The organism is Streptomyces spinoverrucosus, from assembly GCF_015712165.1.
Taxonomy (GTDB): Bacteria; Actinomycetota; Actinomycetes; order Streptomycetales; family Streptomycetaceae; genus Streptomyces; species Streptomyces spinoverrucosus_A.
In genome coordinates this window covers 464,593-483,329 of the sequence record NZ_JADPZX010000001.1, presented here as the reverse complement: position 1 = coordinate 483,329, position 18,737 = coordinate 464,593, and the positions used below count along the sequence as shown (strand labels likewise).

General features: G+C 72.1%; 14 protein-coding genes. 7 read left to right on the top strand and 7 right to left on the bottom strand.

Translation table 11 applies throughout. The features are described from left to right. Positions 1-819, bottom strand: coding sequence for a phytanoyl-CoA dioxygenase family protein (locus tag I2W78_RS02245; RefSeq protein WP_196456439.1), 819 nt, complete (start codon positions 817-819; stop codon positions 1-3). A gap of 69 nt (positions 820-888) precedes the next feature. On the opposite strand from I2W78_RS02245, the gene I2W78_RS02240 reads away from it, so the two are divergent. Further along, positions 889-1,791: a helix-turn-helix domain-containing protein gene (locus I2W78_RS02240; protein ID WP_196456438.1), complete on the top strand. Its 903-nt coding sequence runs from the start codon at positions 889-891 to the stop codon at positions 1,789-1,791. Between the two features lie 78 nt (positions 1,792-1,869). Here the strand turns inward: I2W78_RS02240 and I2W78_RS02235 are convergent, their stop codons facing one another. Further along, the gene (locus I2W78_RS02235; protein ID WP_196456437.1) at positions 1,870-2,535 is read right to left on the bottom strand and encodes a DUF4232 domain-containing protein; all 666 of its coding nucleotides are present in this window, start codon (positions 2,533-2,535) and stop codon (positions 1,870-1,872) included. 119 nt (positions 2,536-2,654) lie between these two features. After that, a complete protein-coding gene (locus I2W78_RS02230) occupies positions 2,655-5,030 on the bottom strand; it encodes a SpoIIE family protein phosphatase (RefSeq protein WP_196456436.1) in 2,376 nt (791 codons plus the stop codon). 255 nt (positions 5,031-5,285) lie between these two features. Here I2W78_RS02230 and I2W78_RS02225 point away from each other — a divergent pair, with 255 nt between their 5' ends. From I2W78_RS02225 to I2W78_RS02205, 5 genes are all read left to right on the top strand, one after another. Next, positions 5,286-8,384, top strand: a complete 3,099-nt coding sequence (locus I2W78_RS02225) for a glycoside hydrolase family 2 TIM barrel-domain containing protein (RefSeq protein ID WP_196456435.1) — start codon at positions 5,286-5,288, stop codon at positions 8,382-8,384. Between the two features lie 148 nt (positions 8,385-8,532). After that, a complete protein-coding gene (locus I2W78_RS02220; RefSeq protein ID WP_196456433.1) occupies positions 8,533-10,764 on the top strand; it encodes a glycoside hydrolase family 9 protein in 2,232 nt (743 codons plus the stop codon). Positions 10,765-10,834: 70 nt separating this feature from the next. Continuing rightward, the gene (locus I2W78_RS02215) at positions 10,835-11,080 is read left to right on the top strand and encodes a hypothetical protein (protein WP_196456431.1); all 246 of its coding nucleotides are present in this window, start codon (positions 10,835-10,837) and stop codon (positions 11,078-11,080) included. Between the two features lie 3 nt (positions 11,081-11,083). After that, on the top strand, positions 11,084-11,461 hold the full coding sequence (locus I2W78_RS02210; protein ID WP_171114958.1) for a toxin Doc: 378 nt from the start codon (positions 11,084-11,086) through the stop codon (positions 11,459-11,461). 297 nt (positions 11,462-11,758) lie between these two features. Next, positions 11,759-13,372, top strand: a complete 1,614-nt coding sequence (locus I2W78_RS02205) for a ricin-type beta-trefoil lectin domain protein (protein ID WP_196456429.1) — start codon at positions 11,759-11,761, stop codon at positions 13,370-13,372. 86 nt (positions 13,373-13,458) lie between these two features. Here I2W78_RS02205 and I2W78_RS02200 read toward each other — a convergent pair whose 3' ends face one another. The 4 genes from I2W78_RS02200 to I2W78_RS02185 form a co-directional block, all read right to left on the bottom strand. Further along, complete coding sequence (locus I2W78_RS02200) at positions 13,459-14,628, bottom strand: lactate 2-monooxygenase (protein ID WP_196456427.1); 1,170 nt, start codon at positions 14,626-14,628, stop codon at positions 13,459-13,461. An 84-nt stretch (positions 14,629-14,712) separates the two neighbouring features. Then, on the bottom strand, positions 14,713-15,408 hold the full coding sequence (locus I2W78_RS02195; RefSeq protein ID WP_196456425.1) for an alpha/beta fold hydrolase: 696 nt from the start codon (positions 15,406-15,408) through the stop codon (positions 14,713-14,715). Next, entirely contained in the window at positions 15,405-16,994 is a 1,590-nt protein-coding gene (locus tag I2W78_RS02190; RefSeq protein WP_196464370.1) for a purine-cytosine permease family protein, read from the bottom strand. Before I2W78_RS02190 ends, I2W78_RS02195 begins: the two co-directional genes overlap by 4 nt. A 289-nt stretch (positions 16,995-17,283) precedes the next feature. Further along, the gene (locus I2W78_RS02185; protein ID WP_196456423.1) at positions 17,284-17,838 is read right to left on the bottom strand and encodes a hypothetical protein; all 555 of its coding nucleotides are present in this window, start codon (positions 17,836-17,838) and stop codon (positions 17,284-17,286) included. A gap of 327 nt (positions 17,839-18,165) precedes the next feature. Between I2W78_RS02185 and I2W78_RS02180 the strand changes: the two genes are divergently transcribed. Beyond that, positions 18,166-18,600 (top strand): subtilase-type protease inhibitor, encoded by a 435-nt coding sequence (locus I2W78_RS02180; protein WP_196456421.1) that lies wholly within the window; start codon positions 18,166-18,168, stop codon positions 18,598-18,600. Positions 18,601-18,737 lie beyond the last annotated feature (137 nt).

Below are 18,737 nucleotides of genomic sequence, written 5' to 3'. Positions count from 1 at the left end.
TCAGTGCGGGCCCGGCGGGTCGAACTCCGTGCCGCACGGGCCCGCGCCCTCGCTCTCCGGCAGCGGCACCCGGTCGCCGCTCATCGTCAGCGTGCGGTAGTAGCCGCCGATGCGTTCGGCGGAGCGGCCGACGTAGTGGCCGATGAACGAGCGGCGGAAGCGGTCGGTGGCGCGGTTCGGCCCGGAGCCGTGCACCAGGCTGCCGTTGAAGAACAGGACGTCACCCGGCCGCAGGTCGACCGGCACCGGCGTGAGCCCGGGCGGCGGCGGTACGTACTCCCGTGCGAACGACACCGCCTCGTCCGCCTCCTCCGGGCAGAAGATGTCCATCCGGTGCGTGCCCGGCACGACCTCCAGACCGCCGTTGACCCGGTCGATCACATCGCAGGCCACCCACGCCGCCACACACGTGCCCGGCTCGACCCGCAGATAGAAGTTGTCCTGGTGCAGCGCCTGCCCCCGCGCACCCGGCGGCTTGAAGTAGAACATGCTCTGCGCGGCCAGCACCTCCTCGCCGAGCAGCACCTCCAGGACACTCCGCAGCCGCGCGTCCAGCAGGAAACGCAGCGCCAATTCGTTGATCTCGTGCGGGTGCATGACCCTCGGGTAGGCGGCGAGCGGGTCGTCGCCCTCCCGCGGCTCGAAGTGCCCCGGCACGGGCCCGGCCGCGTGCAGCGCCGTGAACTGCGCGCACAGGCGGTCGATCTCGTCGTACCCGAACAGCCCGCGTACGACGGTGAAGCCGTCCTCCTGGAACCGTGCGAGCCCTTCCTCGGTCAGGATGGGATGACCGGCGGCGCCCATGTCCGTGGCTGTCATGCGTCCACTCCTCGGTGAGGTGTCCTCGGTGCACCACGCTAGGCCCCAAGTCCAGCCGTGAGGATGTCCATGAGCGCTGACGACTTGCCCGGGGCTGCTGCCCCCGGCGATCCCGCACCGCCGCCCGGCCTGGTGGTGGTCGGCCACTTCGACCAGTCTCCGGGCTACGCCGTCGATCGGCCACGCGGCGCGGACAGCTGGCTGTTCACCTGGACGACGGGCGGCCGGGGCCGACTGCGCCAGGGCGGCACCGAGACACGGGCGGGCCCGGGCGACCTGGTGGCGCTCGCGCCCGGCGTCCCGCAGGGCTACGGCGTCGCCCCGGACGCCCGCCGCTGGCGCTTCTGGTGGGCCCACTGCCAGGCCCGCCCGTCCTGGCGGCCCTGGCTGCGCCCGTACGACACCGGAGACGGCGTCCATGTCGTCGTGCCCGTCCCTGCCGTGCTGCACGGCCGGGTGGAGTCGGCGTTCCGCCGGATGCTCGCCGACGCCCGCTGGACGGGCGCGCAGGCACCGCCCGCGACGACGCCCGCCGACGACCGGGTCGCCGTCGCCCACGGCACGGCGGCCCACGAGTTGGCGCTGTGCGCCCTGGAGGAGGTCGTCCTGCTCACGGCCGCCGCCGCGCGCACCCCGCCGCCACCGCCGGGCGTCGACGCCCGGGTCCGCCGGGCCCAGGCGCTCATCGCCGCCGACCCCGGCGCCGCGCACACCGTCCGCTCGCTGGCGGAGGCGGTCGCGCTGTCCCCCTCACGGTTCGCGCACCTGTTCGCCCAGCAGGTCGGCGAGTCCCCGATGCGAGCCCTGCGCGAGGCACGCCTGGGGCACGCCGCCCGGCTGCTGGAGGGCACCGACCTGTCCGTGGAACGCGTGGCCGCCGCCTCGGGATTCGCCAGCCCCTTCCACTTCAACCGGGTGTTCCACCAGCGCTTCGGAAGCCCTCCCGGGGCGTACCGGGCCGCACACCGGTGACGGAAGGCTGGGCCACTCGGGTGACGTCGGGCCGTGCCCCGGGCCGAGGGAAGGAGCTCGGCGGGACTCGCGCCGGGATCAGGCCCCGGTACCCGGGCGCAGGACCGTGAGGGACACCTCCGACTCGTTCCCGGCCACGGGCACCTCACCGCCCGTCCACCGCACCCTCAGCTGGTCCCGCTCGTCCGGCGGGGTCACCAGCAGCGACGCGGGGGTGTCCGTACGGGCGCCGGTGAGTTCGGGGCTGGTGTACGACAGGCCGGACCAGGCGCTGTCGCCCGGCGCCAGCGTGACCCTGGCCGGCGAGTCGCCCTCGCGCACCGGGTCGGGCCCGAGCTGCCTGCCGGACGCGTCGACGAAGGCGGCGCCCGGATAGCCGTACAAGGTGCAGGTGCGGGACGAGGTGTTGGTCAGGACGACGGGGTAGTTCCGCTGCCCGGCACCCGGGTTGACACGGCCGACGGAGGCACGCAGTTCGAAGGTGTGGCAGCGGGTGCCTCGCTCGGGGCCGGTGGAGGGTGCCGCCTCGCCGGGGGCGCTCGGCCCGCTCGCCGACGCGGCGTCCGTGGTGCCCGTGGTCTGCGTGGCGCTCGTGGCGGGCGGTTGCTGCCGCGGGGTGCTCGTCGTGCCGTTGGCCGCGCCGCCGCAGCCGGTCAGCAGGCCCAGCACCGCGACCGCGCTCACCAGGAGCGCCGGGCGGTGCGCCGAGGAGGAGGGGTGTGCGGACGGGGACGTGGATGTCATGTTCCTCAACACTCCCGGACGTTCGCCGATGCGTACGTACTGGTGCTTGTGCCCCGTGCCGGGCGACCGATGCGGGGGCGGCACCGCGAAGGGCGAAACGCGAGAGGCGTTCCGCAGCCCTACTCCTCCTCGAACAGTGCCAGTTCCGCCCAGATCGTCTTGCCCTCGGGGGTGTGCCGGCTGCCCCAGCGCTGGGTGAGCTGGGCGACCAGGAGGAGGCCGCGGCCGCCCTCGTCCCAGATCTTGGCGCGCCGCAGATGCGGGGCGGTGTGGCTGGTGTCGGAGACCTCGCAGATCAGGGTGGCCGTGTCGTGGATCAACCGGAGCCGGATGGGGTGGGTGCCGTACCGGATGGCGTTGGTGATCAGTTCGCTGACCACCAGCTCGGTGGTGAACCCGGCCTCCTCCAGCCCCCAGGTGCCGAGTTGGTCGATGACCTGCTTGCGTACCGGTGCGACCAGCGCCGGGTCGGCCGGGATGTCCCAGGTCGCGACCCGCGAGGCGGGCAGTCCCTGGGTGCGGGCCAGCAGCAGGGCCACGTCGTCCGAGGCGCCGCCGGTCGGCAGCAGGCGGTGCAGGATCCGGTCGCACGTCTCGTCCAGGGAGGCGGAGGACCGGGAGAGTGCCTCGCGCAGCCGTTCGTGACCCGTGCCGACGTCCCGGTCGCGGGACTCGATCAGCCCGTCGGTGAAGAACGACAGCACGGTGCCCTCGGGCAGATACAGCTCGACCGCCTCGAACGGCAGCCCGCCGAGCCCCAGCGGCGGTCCGGCGGGCAGCTCGACCTCCTCGGCCGTACCGCCCGGCCGCACCATGAGCGGCGAGGGATGCCCGGCCCGGGCGAGCGTGCAGCGCCGGGACACCGGGTCGTACACGGCGTACAGACAGGTCGCGCCCACCTCCCCGGTGCCGTCGTCCGAACCGGCCTCGTCGGACAGCCTCAGGACCAGGTCGTCGAGATGGGTGAGCAACTCGTCGGGGGCGAGGTCGATATCGGCGAGCGTGCGCACGGCGGTGCGCAGCCGCCCCATGGTGGCGGAGGCCTGGATGCCGTGGCCGACCACGTCCCCGACCACCATCGCGACCCGCATCCCCGACAGCGGGATCACGTCGAACCAGTCGCCGCCCACCCCGGCCCGCGCCGCCGGAAGGTACCGCGAGCACGCCTGAACGGCGGCCGTGTTCGGCAGCGACTGCGGGAGCAGGCTGCGCTGCAGGGCGAGGGCGGTCTCCCGCTCCCGGGAGTAGCGGCGGGCGTTGTCTATGCAGACGGCGGCGCGTGCCGTGATCTCCTCGGCCAGCAGCTGGTCGTCCGGTGTGAACGGGTGCGGGTGGCGGAACCGGGTCAGCACCGCGACGCCCAGGGTCGCGCCGCGCGCCCGGATCGGCACGGACATCGTGGAGTGGATGCCGTACTGCCGCACCCGCTCCATCCGGGCCCTGTCCCAGGACAGCCACCGGGCGAGGGCCCGGGACGGCACGTCCGCGACGATCGTCCGGCCGGCCAGCAGGGAGTCGGCCTGCGGGGAGGCGGCGGGATAGACGTCCAGACCGCCCGGCTCCACCACCGCCTCGGGGCTGCCCGGGTTGATCGACTGGTGGGCGGCCCGGCGCAGCGTGATCGGCGCGGTCAGCGGCCCGGCGACGGGCTCACCCCCGGGCTCCCGCGGGTCGAGCAGATCGACGCTGACGAAGTCGGCGAGCCCGGGCACGCACACGTCGGCCAGCTCCTGTGCCGTGCGGGTGACGTCGAGGGTGCTGCCGATCCGGACGCTCGCCTCGTTGACCAGCTGGAGCCGCTCGCGGGCCAGGTACTGATCGGTGAAGTCGTGCACGGTGACACACACCCCGCACACCCGCCCGGCCGCGTCGGTGACGGGGGCCATCCGGCCCAGCCAGGCGTTCATCCGGCCGTCCTCACCGACCGGGACGTAGGTGCGGACGTCGTGCCCCTGCCCGGTGGTGAGCACGCGGTGCAGCTGCTGTTCGACCTCCTCGGTCTGGAGCCGGCCGCTGATCTCGGTCACGCGCAGTCCCCGCACCCGCTCCTCGGGCAGCCCGATCACCGCCGCCAGGGCGTCGTTCATCCGGTGCAGCCGGAGCCGTTCGTCGTAGATCGCCACGGCGCAGGGGGACTGGGTGAGGTCGGCCCGGTCCAGCGGATCGTCGTCCGGGCGGGCCCTGGCGGCCCGAAGGGGGGTGACGACGAGGCAGTCCCCTTCCCGGCGGCCCGGCCCCGGCCGCCGGTGGGCGAGCAGCCATACGGACACCCTACGTCCGTCCCGGTGGCGCAAAGTGACCGTTCCGTCCCAGCGGGGCCCCCGGGGCGTGGGCGTCGCGCCCTGGACCAGCCGCGCGGCGGGCCGCCCCACGACCTCGTCGGCCGTCCAGCCCAGCAGCCGCCGGGCCCCCTCGCCCCACTGGGTCACCCGGCCCTCGGCGTCGATGACCGCCCGGGCCGTAGCGGCCTCGTCGAACGGGTACTCCGTGGTCATCGTCGTCACTCCATCGTGCATACGCACAGTGAACAACCTGTCACTTCCATACCAGCCTAGTGCGTCGCCGTCCGACGTGAATCCGGTCGCCGGAGGCCGTCCGGCGCACCCGTCAAGAGGCGGATCCGGTCGATGTGGCGCACGGGGCAGAAGGACCTCACCGCACCCTTGACGGGCGTGAGTGGCATCCCGTCAGAATCTGTTTGTTCGCGATCAGTTGTGAGTACTTCTGGGCTCTGATGAGGGAGAGCAGCCGTGACGGTCACTCGCAGATCGGTTCTGATCGCCGGTACGGCCGCCCCGGCCGCCGGCGCGCTCGTGGGCACCCCGAGTGCCCTGGCCGCCGACGCCGCCGGGCACGCCACCGGCCGACGTGCCGTCCCCCTGCGCGACGGCTGGCGCTTCGCGCTGGTCGACCCGGGCGGAATCACCGACCCGACCGGCGCGTACGCCGACGCCGCCGATCCCGTGTACGACGACTCGGCGTGGCGCGCGGTCGCCGTGCCGCACGACTGGAGCATCGAGCAGACCCCGACCACCGACCACGGCACCACCAGCGGCACCGGCTTCTTCCCCGGCGGCCTCGGCTGGTACCGCCTGGCCTTCACCCTGCCGCCCGCCTACGCCGGCAAGCGGATCTCGGTCGAGTTCGACGGCGTCTACATGGACGCGTACGTCTACTGCAACGGCCGGGAACTCGGCCGCCACCCCTACGGCTACACCGGCTTCGCCTTCGACCTCACCGACCTGCTGCACACCGACGGCACCACCGAGAACGTCCTCGCCGTGAAGGTGCGGAACCAACTCCCCAGCAGCCGCTGGTACTCCGGCAGCGGCATCCACCGCGAGGCCCGCCTCGTCGTCACCGACCCCGTGCACGTGCCGCGCTGGGGCACGTACGTCACCACACCTCAGGTCACCGAGGAGCGCGCCCTGGTGCGGGTGCGCACGGACGTGGTGAACGCCTCCGGCTCCGCGAGACCCGTCGAGATCCGCTCCCGCATCACCGACCCCGACGGCCGGACGGTCGCCCGCACCAGCTCCACGGTCGACGTGACCGACCGGGCGGCGGAGATCCATGAACTGACCGTCGCGCGACCCGAGTTGTGGGACTTCGCCACCCCGCACCACCGCTACACCCTGATCACCGAGCTGCGCGTCGACGGCCAGACCACCGACACCCACCGCACCCCCTTCGGCATCCGCACCTTCCGCTGCGACCCCGACGAGGGCTTCCACCTCAACGGCACCTACGCCAAGCTCAAGGGCGTCGACCTCCACCACGACCTGGGCGCGCTCGGCGCGGCGACCCACATCGACGCCGTCCGCCGCCAGTTGAGGATCATGAAGTCGATGGGTGTCAACGCCCTGCGCACCTCCCACAACCCGCCCTCGCCGGAGGTGATCCGGGTCTGCGAGGAGCTGGGCGTCGTCCTCCAGGTCGAGGCCTTCGACTGCTGGCGGACCGGCAAGAACCGCTACGACTACGGCCGGTTCTTCGACGAGTGGTGCGAGCGGGACGCCACCGAGATGGTCCTCGCGGCCCGCAACTCGCCCGCCGTGATCATGTGGTCCATCGGCAACGAGGTCCCCGACTCCACCTCCACCGCCGGGCTCGCCATGGCCGACCGGATCATCGCCGCCATCAGGGCCGCCGACGACACCCGCCCGATCGTCATCGGCTCCGACAAGTACCGCCGCCTGCCCGCCAAGGGCTCCGCGGCCGACCTGATGCTGGCCAAGCTGGACGGCCTCGGCCTCAACTACAACACCGCCAAGTCCGTCGACGCCCTGCACGCCGCCTACCCGCACCTCTTCCTCTTCGAGTCGGAGTCGTCGTCGGAGACCTCGACGCGCGGCACCTACCAGGAGCCCGAGCACCTGAACACCGGCGAGAACCACACCCCGGGCAAGCGCGCCACTTCCTCGTACGACAACAACCTCGCCTCCTGGACCATGAGCGGCGAGTACGGGCACAAGAAGGACCGGGACCGGAAGTGGTTCACGGGGCAGTTCCTGTGGTCGGGCATCGACTACATCGGCGAGCCCACGCCGTACGACGTCTTCCCGGTGAAGGCGTCCTTCTTCGGCGCGGTCGACACGGCCGGGTTCCCCAAGGACATGTACTACCTGTTCAGGAGCCAGTGGACGAGCGAGCCGATGGTCCATCTGCTGCCGATGAGCTGGAACCACGCAAAGGGGGAGACGGTCGAGGTCTGGGTGTACGCCAACGTCGACACCGTCGAGCTGTTCCTGAACGGCCGGTCGCTGGGCCTGCGGCGGTTCGACACCAAGAAGACCCTCGACGGGCGGAGCTACCTGGAGACCACCGAGGCCACCGGCGACGACAAGACCTTCACCGACGGCCCCTACCCCGGCAGCTACACCAGCCCGAACGGCAGCGCGGGCAAGCTGCACCTCACCTGGCGGGTGCCCTTCCAGCCGGGGGAGCTGAAGGCGGTGGCCCGCACCGACGGCAGGGTGGTCGCCACGGATGTGCTGCGCACGGCCGGTGACGCGCACGCCGTCCGCCTCACCGCCGACCGCAAGTCCCTCGCCGCGGACGGGCGTTCCCTGCTCTTCGTGACCGCCGAGATCGTCGACGCCCGAGGAGTCGTCGTGCCCGACGCCGAGCACCTCATCGCGTTCGACGTCAGCGGCGGCTCCCTCGCCGGACTCGACAACGGCCGCCAGGAGAGCGCCGAGCGCTACCAGGCGAGCACCCGAACCGCCTTCCACGGCAAGGCACTCGCCATCATCCGCTCCGGCAGCACGCCCGGCACCCTGAAGGTGACCGCCCGCGTGAAGGGTCTGCGCACCGGGACCGTGAGCGTGCGCACGACGCCCGCCCGGTCGGCCGCGACCACCCCGGCACCGGAGTTCGCCCCCGACCACCCGGCCCCCGTCACCTACCCGCACGCGGACGCCAGTTACTCCGGCCGCCCCGACACCCTGCCCGCCGCCATGCTCGACGGCGACCCGGCCACCGGCTGGTCCAACGGCTTCCACAAGGCGGCCACCGCCCTGCTGCCCGCCTTCGACGGGGCCCGGGCGGAGGACTGGGTGTCGGTGGACTGGGGCCGGGCGCGCACCTTCGACCGGGCGGAGGTCTGGTTCACCACGGACGCGACGCACAGCCTGCCCGCGGCCGTCGAGGCCGAGGTGTGGGACGGCCGCCGTTACGTGCCGGTCGAGGACGCGTCCGTGGACTGGGCGACCGCCTCCGACACACCGACGGTCATCACCTTCGCGCCGGTCCGCGGCTCCCGGCTGCGCCTCACCCTCACGAGCCGGTACCCCGGCGAGGCCCGGGGCGCGGTGCGCATCGGCAAGCTGGAGGTCCCGGCGGGCTGAGCCCCGTACACCGAACGGTCCGGACGTCAGAAGCAGTACGGTCCGGACCGTTGACGGGGCGTCACCTCTCGCACAAGCATGGCGGACGTCCGCAACTTGGGAGCGCTCCCATCGCAGGGGCGCCGCCCGCACCCCGAGGAGCCCCGACGTGAACCGAGGCAGAACCGCCCTGCTGTCCCTGACCGCCCTGCTGGGAACGGCCCTCACCGCACTGCCCGCCGAAGCCGACGAGGTCGAGCAGATCAGGAACGGCACCTTCGACGGCACCACCGACCCCTGGTGGGTCAGCAATGTCACCGCCGCCCTGTCCGACGGCCGGCTCTGCGCGGACGTCCCCGGCGGCACCGCCAACCCCTGGGACGCGGCCGTCGGCCAGAACGACCTCACCCTGGTGAAGGGGGAGTCGTACCGCTTCTCCTTCACCGCCTCCGGCGCGCCCGCCGGGAACGCCGTACGCGCGATCGTGGGCCTGTCTCAGGCGCCGTACGACACCTGGTTCGAGGTGAAGCCGCAGCTGAGCGTCTCCGGTGACGCGTACGCCTACACCTTCACCTCGCCCGTCGACACCGCGCAGGGCCAGGTCGCCTTCCAGCTCGGCGGTGCAGCGCAGGCCTGGCGCTTCTGCATGGACGACGTGTCGCTGCTGGGCGGGGTGCCGCCGGAGCCGTACGAACCGGACACCGGACCACGCGTCCGCGTCAACCAGGTCGCCTATCTGCCCACCGGGCCGAAGAACGCCACCCTCGTCACCGACGCGACCGAGGCGCTGCCCTGGCAGCTGAAGAGTGCCGAGGGTGCGGTGCTCGCCCGGGGCCGGACCGTGCCGCGCGGTGGCGACGTCTCCTCCGGGCAGAACGTCCACTCCATCGACTTCGGCTCCCACCGGGCCCGCGGCAAGGGCCTCACGCTGGTCGCGGACGGCGAGACGAGCCGGCCGTTCGACATCGACGCGGCCGTGTACGAGCAGCTGCGGCTGGACGCGCTGAAGTTCTACTACACGCAGCGCAGCGGCATCGAGATCCGCGACGATCTGCGCCCCGGCTACGGACGCCCCGCCGGACACGTGGGCGTCGCGCCCAACCAGGGCGACGCGAACGTGCCCTGCCGGCCGGGAGTCTGCGACCACACCCTCGACGTCACCGGCGGCTGGTACGACGCCGGTGACCACGGCAAGTACGTCGTCAACGGCGGCATCTCGACCTGGGAGCTGCTCAGCACCTACGAACGCGCCCTGCACGCCCGCACCGGACGGCCCGGCCCGCTCCGCGACGGCACCCTCGCCATCCCGGAGAGCGGCAACAAGGTGCCGGACCTCCTGGACGAGGTCCGCTGGGAGCTGGAGTTCCTGCTGCGGATGCAGGTGCCGGACGGCGAGCCGCTGGCCGGGATGGCGCACCACAAGATGCACGACGAGCAGTGGACGGGCCTGCCGCTGCTGCCCAGCGACGACCCGCAGAAGCGCGAGCTGCACCCGCCGTCCACGCAGGCGACCCTCAACCTGGCGGCGACGGCCGCGCAGGCGGCCCGGCTGTACCGGCCCTATGACCGCGCCTTCGCGGCGCGGGCACTCACGGCGGCGCGCAAGGCCTGGACGGCGGCCCTCGCGCACCCGGAGATGTACGCCGACCCGAACGACGGCATCGGCGGTGGCGCCTACGCCGACAGCGACGCGACCGACGAGTTCTACTGGGCGGCGGCCGAGCTGTATCTCACCACCGGGGAGCGGCAGTTCGAGCGGCACATCGTCACCTCACCCGTGCACACCGCCGACATCTTCGGTCCGCTCGGCTTCGACTGGGCCCGGACGGCCGCCGCGGGCCGCCTCGACCTCGCGACCGTGCCGAACCGGCTCCCCGGACGCGACAGGGTCCGCCAGTCGGTGATCAAGGGCGCCGACCGCTATCTGGCCACGCTGAAGGCACAGCCGTACGGCATGCCCTACGCCCCCGACGGCAACCTCTACGACTGGGGCTCCAACCACCAGGTCCTCAACAACGCGGTGATCATCGCCACCGCCCACGACCTGACCGGCGCCGGCAAGTACCGCGACGGCGCGCTGCAGAGCATGGACTACGTCCTCGGCCGCAACGCCCTGAACATCTCCTACGTCACCGGCTACGGCGAGGTCGGCGCGCAGAACCAGCACAGCCGCTGGTACGCCCGCCAGCTCGACCCCGCCCTGCCGAACCCGCCGCGGGGCACCCTCGCCGGCGGCCCGAACTCCAGCATCCAGGACCCCTACGCGCAGAGCAAACTCCAGGGCTGCGTCGGTCAGTTCTGCTACATCGACGACATCCAGTCCTGGTCGACGAACGAGTTGACGATCAACTGGAACGCCGCCCTGGCCCGGATGGCGTCCTTCGTGGCGGACCAGGGCTGAGGTACCGTCTCCTGACCCCTCTGAGCTGGGAGTATTTACGAGTAAGTACCCCTGGCGGTACCGTAGGCGCATGCCAGCCCTCAACGTGGAGTTCAGTGATCGTGAGCTGGAGGACCTGCGACAGATCGCCAAGGAGCGCGGTACGTCGATGAAGGCCCTCGTGCGTGAGGCGGCCGCGGCCGACATCGCCCGGCACCGGGCGCTGCAGGAGGGCGCCGAAGCCTTCCGCCGGTTCTTCGCCGCCCACGCCGACGAGTTCGCGGCCGCCTTCCCCGACGACGAGCCGCCCGCGGGCGGCGAGGGACGGGTCGCCTGACCGATGGCACCCGTCCTGCACATCGACGTGCCCTGGCTCCTCCAGCGGCACGAGGAGGTCCTGCCGGACCAGCCGACGATCAACGACTTCTCCGCGCTGGTCGCCGCCGTCGCCCGGCACCGCGTCGACCCGCCCCGCCTCGGCGTGAACTCCGACCCCGCCTGGCGGGCCGCCGCCCTGCTGCACACCCTCGCCCTGCTCAAGCCGCTGCCCTCGGCCAACGCCCGCTTCGCCTGCGCGACCGCCGTGGCCTACATGTTCGTCAGCGGCGTCGGTATCGACCCGCCCTACGGCGCGCTGGTCGACCTCACCCGGGACCTGATCGACGGCAAGACGGATGTGTACGGTGCGGCGGACCGGCTGCGGTCCTGGCAGATCTGACAGCGGCCATTCCGGGGCGCTCGCACGGGGCGCTCGGAATATCGAATGGCGAGCCACGCGCCACGAGTAGCGCCCGAATTTGACTTTCTGTCAGTGGCGCTGATGTTGCTCAAGTGCCTTGTTGGCCCAGAGCGAGCTGTGACAGTGTGAACCATCCGGCGGGGGGTGTAATGGCCGGGCTCACGCGCACAATTCACGCCCCTCGCACCCCGTCAAAAAGGTACGCACCAATCGGGCGGCTTCCTTTTCGGCGGACAGAACTCTTTGTGCCACCTTGCGTGGGAAGGAATCCGCTCAGTGCCCACCCCCCACCCCCCTCGTCCTCCTTACCCGCCGTCGGGCGGTGATCCGGGCGAATCCGACGCGGCCCTCGCCGCCCGGCTGACCGGCGCCCCGGACGCCGAAGTCGCCCATTCCACGGCCCTGCTGATCGCCCGGCACTGGCAGCCGGCGCACGACTACGCGGTGATCTGCCTCGCCTCCTCCGCGAGCGTCGCGTCCATGGTCACCGCCGCCGCCTTCCACCAGGTCTTCGACCGGCTCACCCTCGGGGAGACGGGCGACGCGCTGCGGCCGCGGCTGCTGGTGACGGTGCGGGACATCGTGCGGCTGTGGTCGGCCGAGGAGCGAATAACGGGGGCACTGCCGGAGTTGCAGAAACCGGCCGGGGGACGTGGTATGCGTACCGCCAAGTCCATGACGCCGGAAAACCGCAAGCTGGCCGAGCGCGCATTCCAGGGCCTTCCCGGACCGGCCCGCGCTCTGCTGTGGCACACCGAGGTCGAGGCGGAACCGATCGCCTTCGCCGCCGGTCTGCTCGGCATGGACACCGACACGGCGTCGGCCACCCTCGAACAGGCCCGGGACAAATTCCGCGAGGGCTGTGTACGGGCGCATCAGCAACTCGCGCCGTCGAAGGACTGCGGCTTCTACAACCGCCTCCTCGATGTCCCGATCCGCCGCGGCGGCGCCCTGCTGCCGGATGTCCAGCAGCATCTGGCGGAGTGCCGTTACTGCCGTGACGCCGCCGAACAGCTCAGCCATTTCGAGGGCGGACTGGACGTCCTGCTCGCCGAGGCCGTGCTCGGCTGGGGCAGCCGCCGCTATCTCGACTCCCGGCCGGGCCGCACCCAGCACCGGCCGCGCACGCGCGCCGCCGCCCGGCACTCCGCCCGCGCCCGCAGCGCCGCACGCCACCGTGTCCTGGCCCGCTTCCCCAAAGTGGCCGGGCGCTCCTCCCGGGCACTGCGCACGGGCGTGGGCATCGCCGGCGCCGCACTGCTCGGCACCGTCCTCGCCACCAGCCTGTCGTCCTACGACGGTGAGACCGACCCCACGGCCTCCGCGGGCGCCACCGAGGGCACCGGCTCGGCACCCGGCACCGGCACCCAGGCCCAGCCCACGCCCCCCGGCACTGCCCAACTCCCCACCGCACCCCGGCAGACCCGGCTGCGCAACGCCGCGAGCGAGCTGTGCCTCGACGTCCGCGACGAGGCCGAGGCGGGGGCCGGGGCCGTACTGGAGAGCTGCTCGTCCGAACCGACCCAGCAGTGGTCGTACGAGAACGACGGGCTGCTGCGCAGCGTGGCCGACCCCGGGCTGTGCCTGGACTCGCACGCGGACGCCGGTGTCGTCATCCTCGGCACGTGCGCCGACGAGGACGACGAGCGCGCCGACGACGTGCGGTACGACCTCACCGTCCGGGGCGAGCTGCTGCCCCGCTGGGACGAGCAGTTGGCGCTCGCCGCCACGAGCGGGGACCCGGGAGCCGACATCGTCGTCAAGGTGCGCGACGGATCGGACGCCCAGCGGTGGCTGACCGATCCGCAGCCGGCCGACGCGGGCTCGCTGTCGGTCGTGGAGACGGTCGACCCGTCGGCACGGCAGGCGGGGCTCGGCAGCGGGTTCTAGCGTCGAGTCGGCGGGCGCGGACGCGCGCCCCGTGGCCCTGGCCGGCGTTCGGTGCCGGCCGGGGCTGCGGCCGTCCGGCGCGGCGGTCAGGCGGGGCCCTCCACGAGGTCGGACGCGCCGACGGTCGCGGGTGTGGCGTGGCCGGACAGGGCGAGGGTGAGGTCGAGTTCGGCGAGCAGGCAGCGGATCACGTGCTCCACGCCCGCCTGGCCGTCGAGCGCGAGACCGTAGACGTACGGCCGTCCGACCAGTACCGCCCGCGCGCCGAGCGCGAGCGCCTTGAAGATGTCGTCCCCGGTACGCACCCCGCTGTCGAACAGCACCGTCAGCCGGTCGCCGACCGCCGCCACCACGCTGGGCAGCGCGTCGGCCGCCGCTGTCGCCCCGGCCACCTGACGGCCGCCGTGGTTGGACACCACCACGCCGTCCATTCCGGCGTCGACGGCCTGCCGGGCGTCGTCCGGGTGCAGGACGCCCTTCAGGACGATCGGGCCGTCCCAGTTCTCCCGCAGGAACGCCAGGTCCGGCCAGGTATTGGCGGGGTCCGCGAACATGCCGACGAAGTGCATCACCGCCGCGTTCGGATCCTCGTGCACCGGCTTCGCGAGGCCCGCCCGGAACGCCGGGTCGGAGAAGTAGTTGGCGGTGCCCACCCCGTGAAGGAACGGCAGGTAGGCCTGGTCCAGGTCGCGCGGCCGCCAGGCGAGCAGCGGTGTGTCCAGCGTGACGACCAGGACGCCGAACCCGGCCGCCTTCGCCCGGTTCAGGAAACTCCGGGTGACCTCGCGGTCCTTGGCCCAGTACAGCTGGAACCAGCGCTCGGCGTCGCCCATCGCCTCCGCGACCTGCTCGATCGGCGTGCTGGACGCCGAGGACAGCACATAGGGCACGCCCTGCGCGGCGGCCGCCCGGGCGGCGGCGCACTCCGCGTCCGGATGCATGATCGACAGCACCCCGACCGGCGCCAGCGCCACCGGCGCGGGCAGCGCGCGGCCCAGCACCTCGACCGACAGGTCCCGCTCGTGCACGTCCCGCAGCATCCGCGGCACGATCCGGCGACGGCTCAGGGCCGCCCGGTTGGCGCGGGCCGTACTGCCGTCGCCGGCGCTGCCCGCGACATAGCCCACCGGGCCGGGACCGAGCCGCTGCTCGGTGAGCTCCTCCAGCCGCGTCAGATCGGTCGGCAGCCGCGGTACGGCTCCCGTCATCCCGTTCAGATAGATCTCGTACTGGAAGTCGGCCCAGTGCTTCGCCATCGCCCGGTCCCCGCCTCTCGCCGTCGAGCCGCGTCGTCCCGACGATACTGGCGATCAAGGGCAGGTCCGTCCAGCGGTGCGGCCTCACTCCCTCGCGACCGACTGGTGCAGAATCGCGGCCAGTTCGCGCGGCTGGGAGAACATCGGCCAGTGGCCGGTGTCCATGTTCACCAACGCCCAGCGCTCACTCTTGAGCAACTCGGCCGCTGCACCCCATGGTTCGTCCCCGTCGAGGAGGCACTTGACGTAGGTGCCGGGCACCTCGCTCAGTGGACGGGCCATGACCGCCGGTTCGGTCAATGTGCCGCCGGGGTGTGGGGTGCAGCCGTCGACGATGCGGGTGATCTGCTCGTCCGTCAAACCCTGGTCCGCGTAGTCGCCGGCGGTCAGCGGGGGCCAGAAGCCGTCGTTCTCCTCGATCGCCGCCCGCACCTGGTCGCTCGGCCAGCCCGACAGGAACGACTCCCCGTCGACGGCGACATTGGCATCCATCAGAACCACGCGCCTCAGCCGGTCACCGATCCGGACGGCGGCCTGCCCGACCGGTATGCCCGCGTAACTGTGCCCGACCAGGACGACGTCCCGCAGATCGAGGCGCTCGACCTCGCCGACGATGTCCTGGACGTGGGTCTGCTGCCCGGCGGGAACACCCTGCTTCTCGGCGAGGCCGGTCAGCGTCGTGGCATGGACACCGTGCCCGGCCGAGCGCAGTTCGGCCGCCACCTCGTCCCACGCCCATGCGCCGAGCCATGTGCCCGCCACCAATACAAAGTTGGTCATGCTCGCAACGTAGTCGAAGGCACTGACAATGCCCCCGGCCCGGTGATGGGCGGCACCGGCACGTCCACGGTCCGGGCCAGCCGCGCACCCTGCGGCCCGTACACGGCTCGCGGCTCCGGGAACAGCCGCAGCAGTGTCAGGAACAGCACGGCGGCCACGGCCAGCGACAGGGGCAGGCTGATGTCGACGCCGTTCGCCAGGTCGCCCAGCGGGCCCACGAACTGCCCGGGGATGTTGGTGAACAGCACACCGATGACCGCCGAGACCCACCAGGCGGTCATGCCACGCCAGTTCCAGCCGTGCGCAAACCAGTAACGGCCGCCCCGCTGGCGGCGGTTGAAGACCTGGAGCGCCTCCGGGTCGTACCAGCCGCGCCGGGTGCAGTAGCCGAGGATCATCACGACCATCCATGGTGTCGTGCAGGTGATGATCATCGTGGCGAAGGTGGAGATGGACCGCACCAGGTCGAGGCCGAACCGGCCGACGAAGATGAACGCGATCGACACCGCGCCGATCAGCACCGTGGCCTGCACCCGCGACAGTCGCGGGAACACCGACGAGAAGTCCAGCCCGGTGCCGTACAGCGCCGTCGTGCCCGTCGACAGGCCGCCGATCAGCGCCAGCAGACACACCGGCAGGAAGAACCACGACGGCGAGATCGCCAGCAGGCCGCCCACGAAGTCGGGGGCGGCCGGATCGACGTAGTCCGGCGCCTTGGTGGCGATGATGCTGGCGGTGGCCAGGCCGAAGACGAACGGCAGCAGCGTCGCGAGCTGCGACAGGAACGCCGCGCCGATCACCTTGCGGCGCGGGGTGCTCGCCGGGATGTAGCGCGACCAGTCGCCGAGGAACGCGCCGAACGACACCGGGTTCGACAGGACGATCAGGGCCGCGCCGATGAACGACGGCCAGAACAGCGACTGGGTCCGAGGGTCGGCCGAATCCGTGAACACGCCCGTATACGAAGGGTCGAAGTCACCGGCGAAGGCGATCGCGCCGAGCAGGAACAGGGCGCTCGCCGAGGTCACCGCGACCTTGTTGACGAACAGCATGAACCGGAAGCCGTACACGCACACCGCGAGGACCAGCCCGGCGAACAGCGCGTACGCCACGCCGAACGACACGTCGGAGCGCTCCAGGCCGAACAGCCGGTGCGCGCCGCCGATCAGGGCGTCGCCGGAGGACCACACCGATATGGAGAAGAACGCGACCGCCGTCAGCAGCGACAGGAACGAGCCGACCACACGGCCGTGCACGCCGAGGTGGGCGGAGGAGGAGACGGCGTTGTTGGTGCCGTTGACCGGCCCGAACACCGCCATCGGGCACAGGATCAGCGCGCCCGCGACGACCCCGAGGACTGTGGCCGCGAGGCCCTGCCAGAAGGACAGGCCGAACAGGATCGGGAACGCGCCGAGGACGCAGGTCGAGAAGGTGTTCGCGCCGCCGAAGGCGAGCCGGAACAGGTCGAACGGGGTCGCGGTGCGCTCGGCGTCGGGGATGCGGTCGACGCCGTGGGTCTCGACTTCCGTGAGGGGCGGGGGAGTGGCGGGAGGCGAGTCCGACGGTGGTGTCTGCTGAGAATTCAGTGACTGCGCAGACTTCGGGGACTGCGGTGGCTGTGCTGACTGCGGGGACAAGAGGGCTCCAGCGTGGCGGTGCGGCGATGGAGCGCGGGGTGGCGCGACGGGACGGCGGGCGCGCGGGGTGGCGGCAGTGGGGGAGGGCGGGCGGCCGTCGGTGTCGCGGGGTGTGCGACGTGGGCGGATGCCGTCCGCTGGGGGTCCGCCGACGGTACGGCGTCGGTGCCGGACCGGACCAGAGGACGGTTCATCCATCTTTCGCGTCGGTCATGGACGATTCGACCACCGTCGTCGATCACTCTCCGTCCTGGGCGGTCTCCTGCGGGGACTCGGCGTCGGGCCCCTGCGCCCGTACGCGCTGGACGTGTTCGAGGGAGTCCCGCAACTCGGTCAGCCAGTCGTCGGTGTGGCGCTGGACCAGACGCACGCACCAGGCGAGCGCGTCGCTGCGACTGCGGGCGACGCCACCGGCGATCAGTGTGTCCAGGACCTGGCGTTCCGGCTGCCGCAGCCGGGTCATGACCGGCGCCGCGACATGCGTGAACAGCGCCCGCTGCCCGCCGCACTCCACGCCCCAGGACACCTTCCGGCGGAACCGGTGCTCGGCCTCGCGGGCCACCGCGATCCGGTCCTCCCGGGTGCGCTCCCGGAACTCCTCGATCCGGCCCTGGACGGCCGCCTCCCGCTCGCCCGCCGAGGCGTCCTCCGCCAGCCGGGGTTCGGGGATACGCCCGATCACGGTGATCTCCTCGCGGTCGACCGTCACCTCGGTCAGTTCCTCGAAGAGGTCGTCGGGCAGCCGGCCGGCGAACCAGCCGCGCAGTTTCTGTTGCTGCTCTGTCGTAATCATGTAATGACAATTACGCCGCTGCACACAAGAACACAAGGGGTCAAAGCGGACTACGCCCAGAGCGCATCCGGAATGTTTCAGGCCGATTAAAGAACCGCGTAAATCCAGCCATTCGGCCATGCGGGGTGATCAAGAGCCGCGACTTGAGGCGGTTGTAACGTTCGAATTCCGTGACTTCACGCCACTGCTTCAACACGCAAGGTTACTGAAACCCGTGGGGTGGAGGTGAGTTTCGGCGGCGGACTCGGCAGACTCGCGGTCGCCGGTCGGGCACCGACCAAAAGCCCCGTCCGGCAACCCATGCAATCGAGCGGAAGGATGCACACAATGCGGAACCCCGCGCGCTGGGCAGCGACCCTCGGCCTCACGGCCGTCGCCGTCTGCGGACCCCTGACCGGAGCCGCGCACGCCGCCCCAGCCGCCAACCCGGCCTCCCTGTACGCCCCGTCGGCCCTGGTGCTGACCACGGCCCACGGCGAGAGCTCCGCCGCCGCCACCCCTGAGCGCGCGGTGACGCTGAGCTGCGCCCCGACGCCGTCCGGGACGCACCCGAACGCCGCCACGGCCTGTGCCGAACTGCGCGGTGTGGGCGGGAACATCGACGCCCTGGAGAGCCGGCCCGGCGTGTGGTGCACCCGGGAGTACGACCCCGTGGTCGTCCGGGTCGACGGGGTCTGGCAGGGCCAGTACGTCTCCTATGAGCGCACCTTTGCCAACGAGTGCGTGAAGAACTCGTACGGGACGAGCGTCTTCGCGTTCTGAGAGACCGGGATCGCGTGGTTCCCGTGAATGCCGCGAGCGACCCGCAGTTGGGGAGTGCGGGCCGTCGTCACGGGGACCCTGTGGTCTCGCCCCAGGGGTCGGCCGGGCGGAGTGGGGCCGCCCGCCGACCCCTGGGA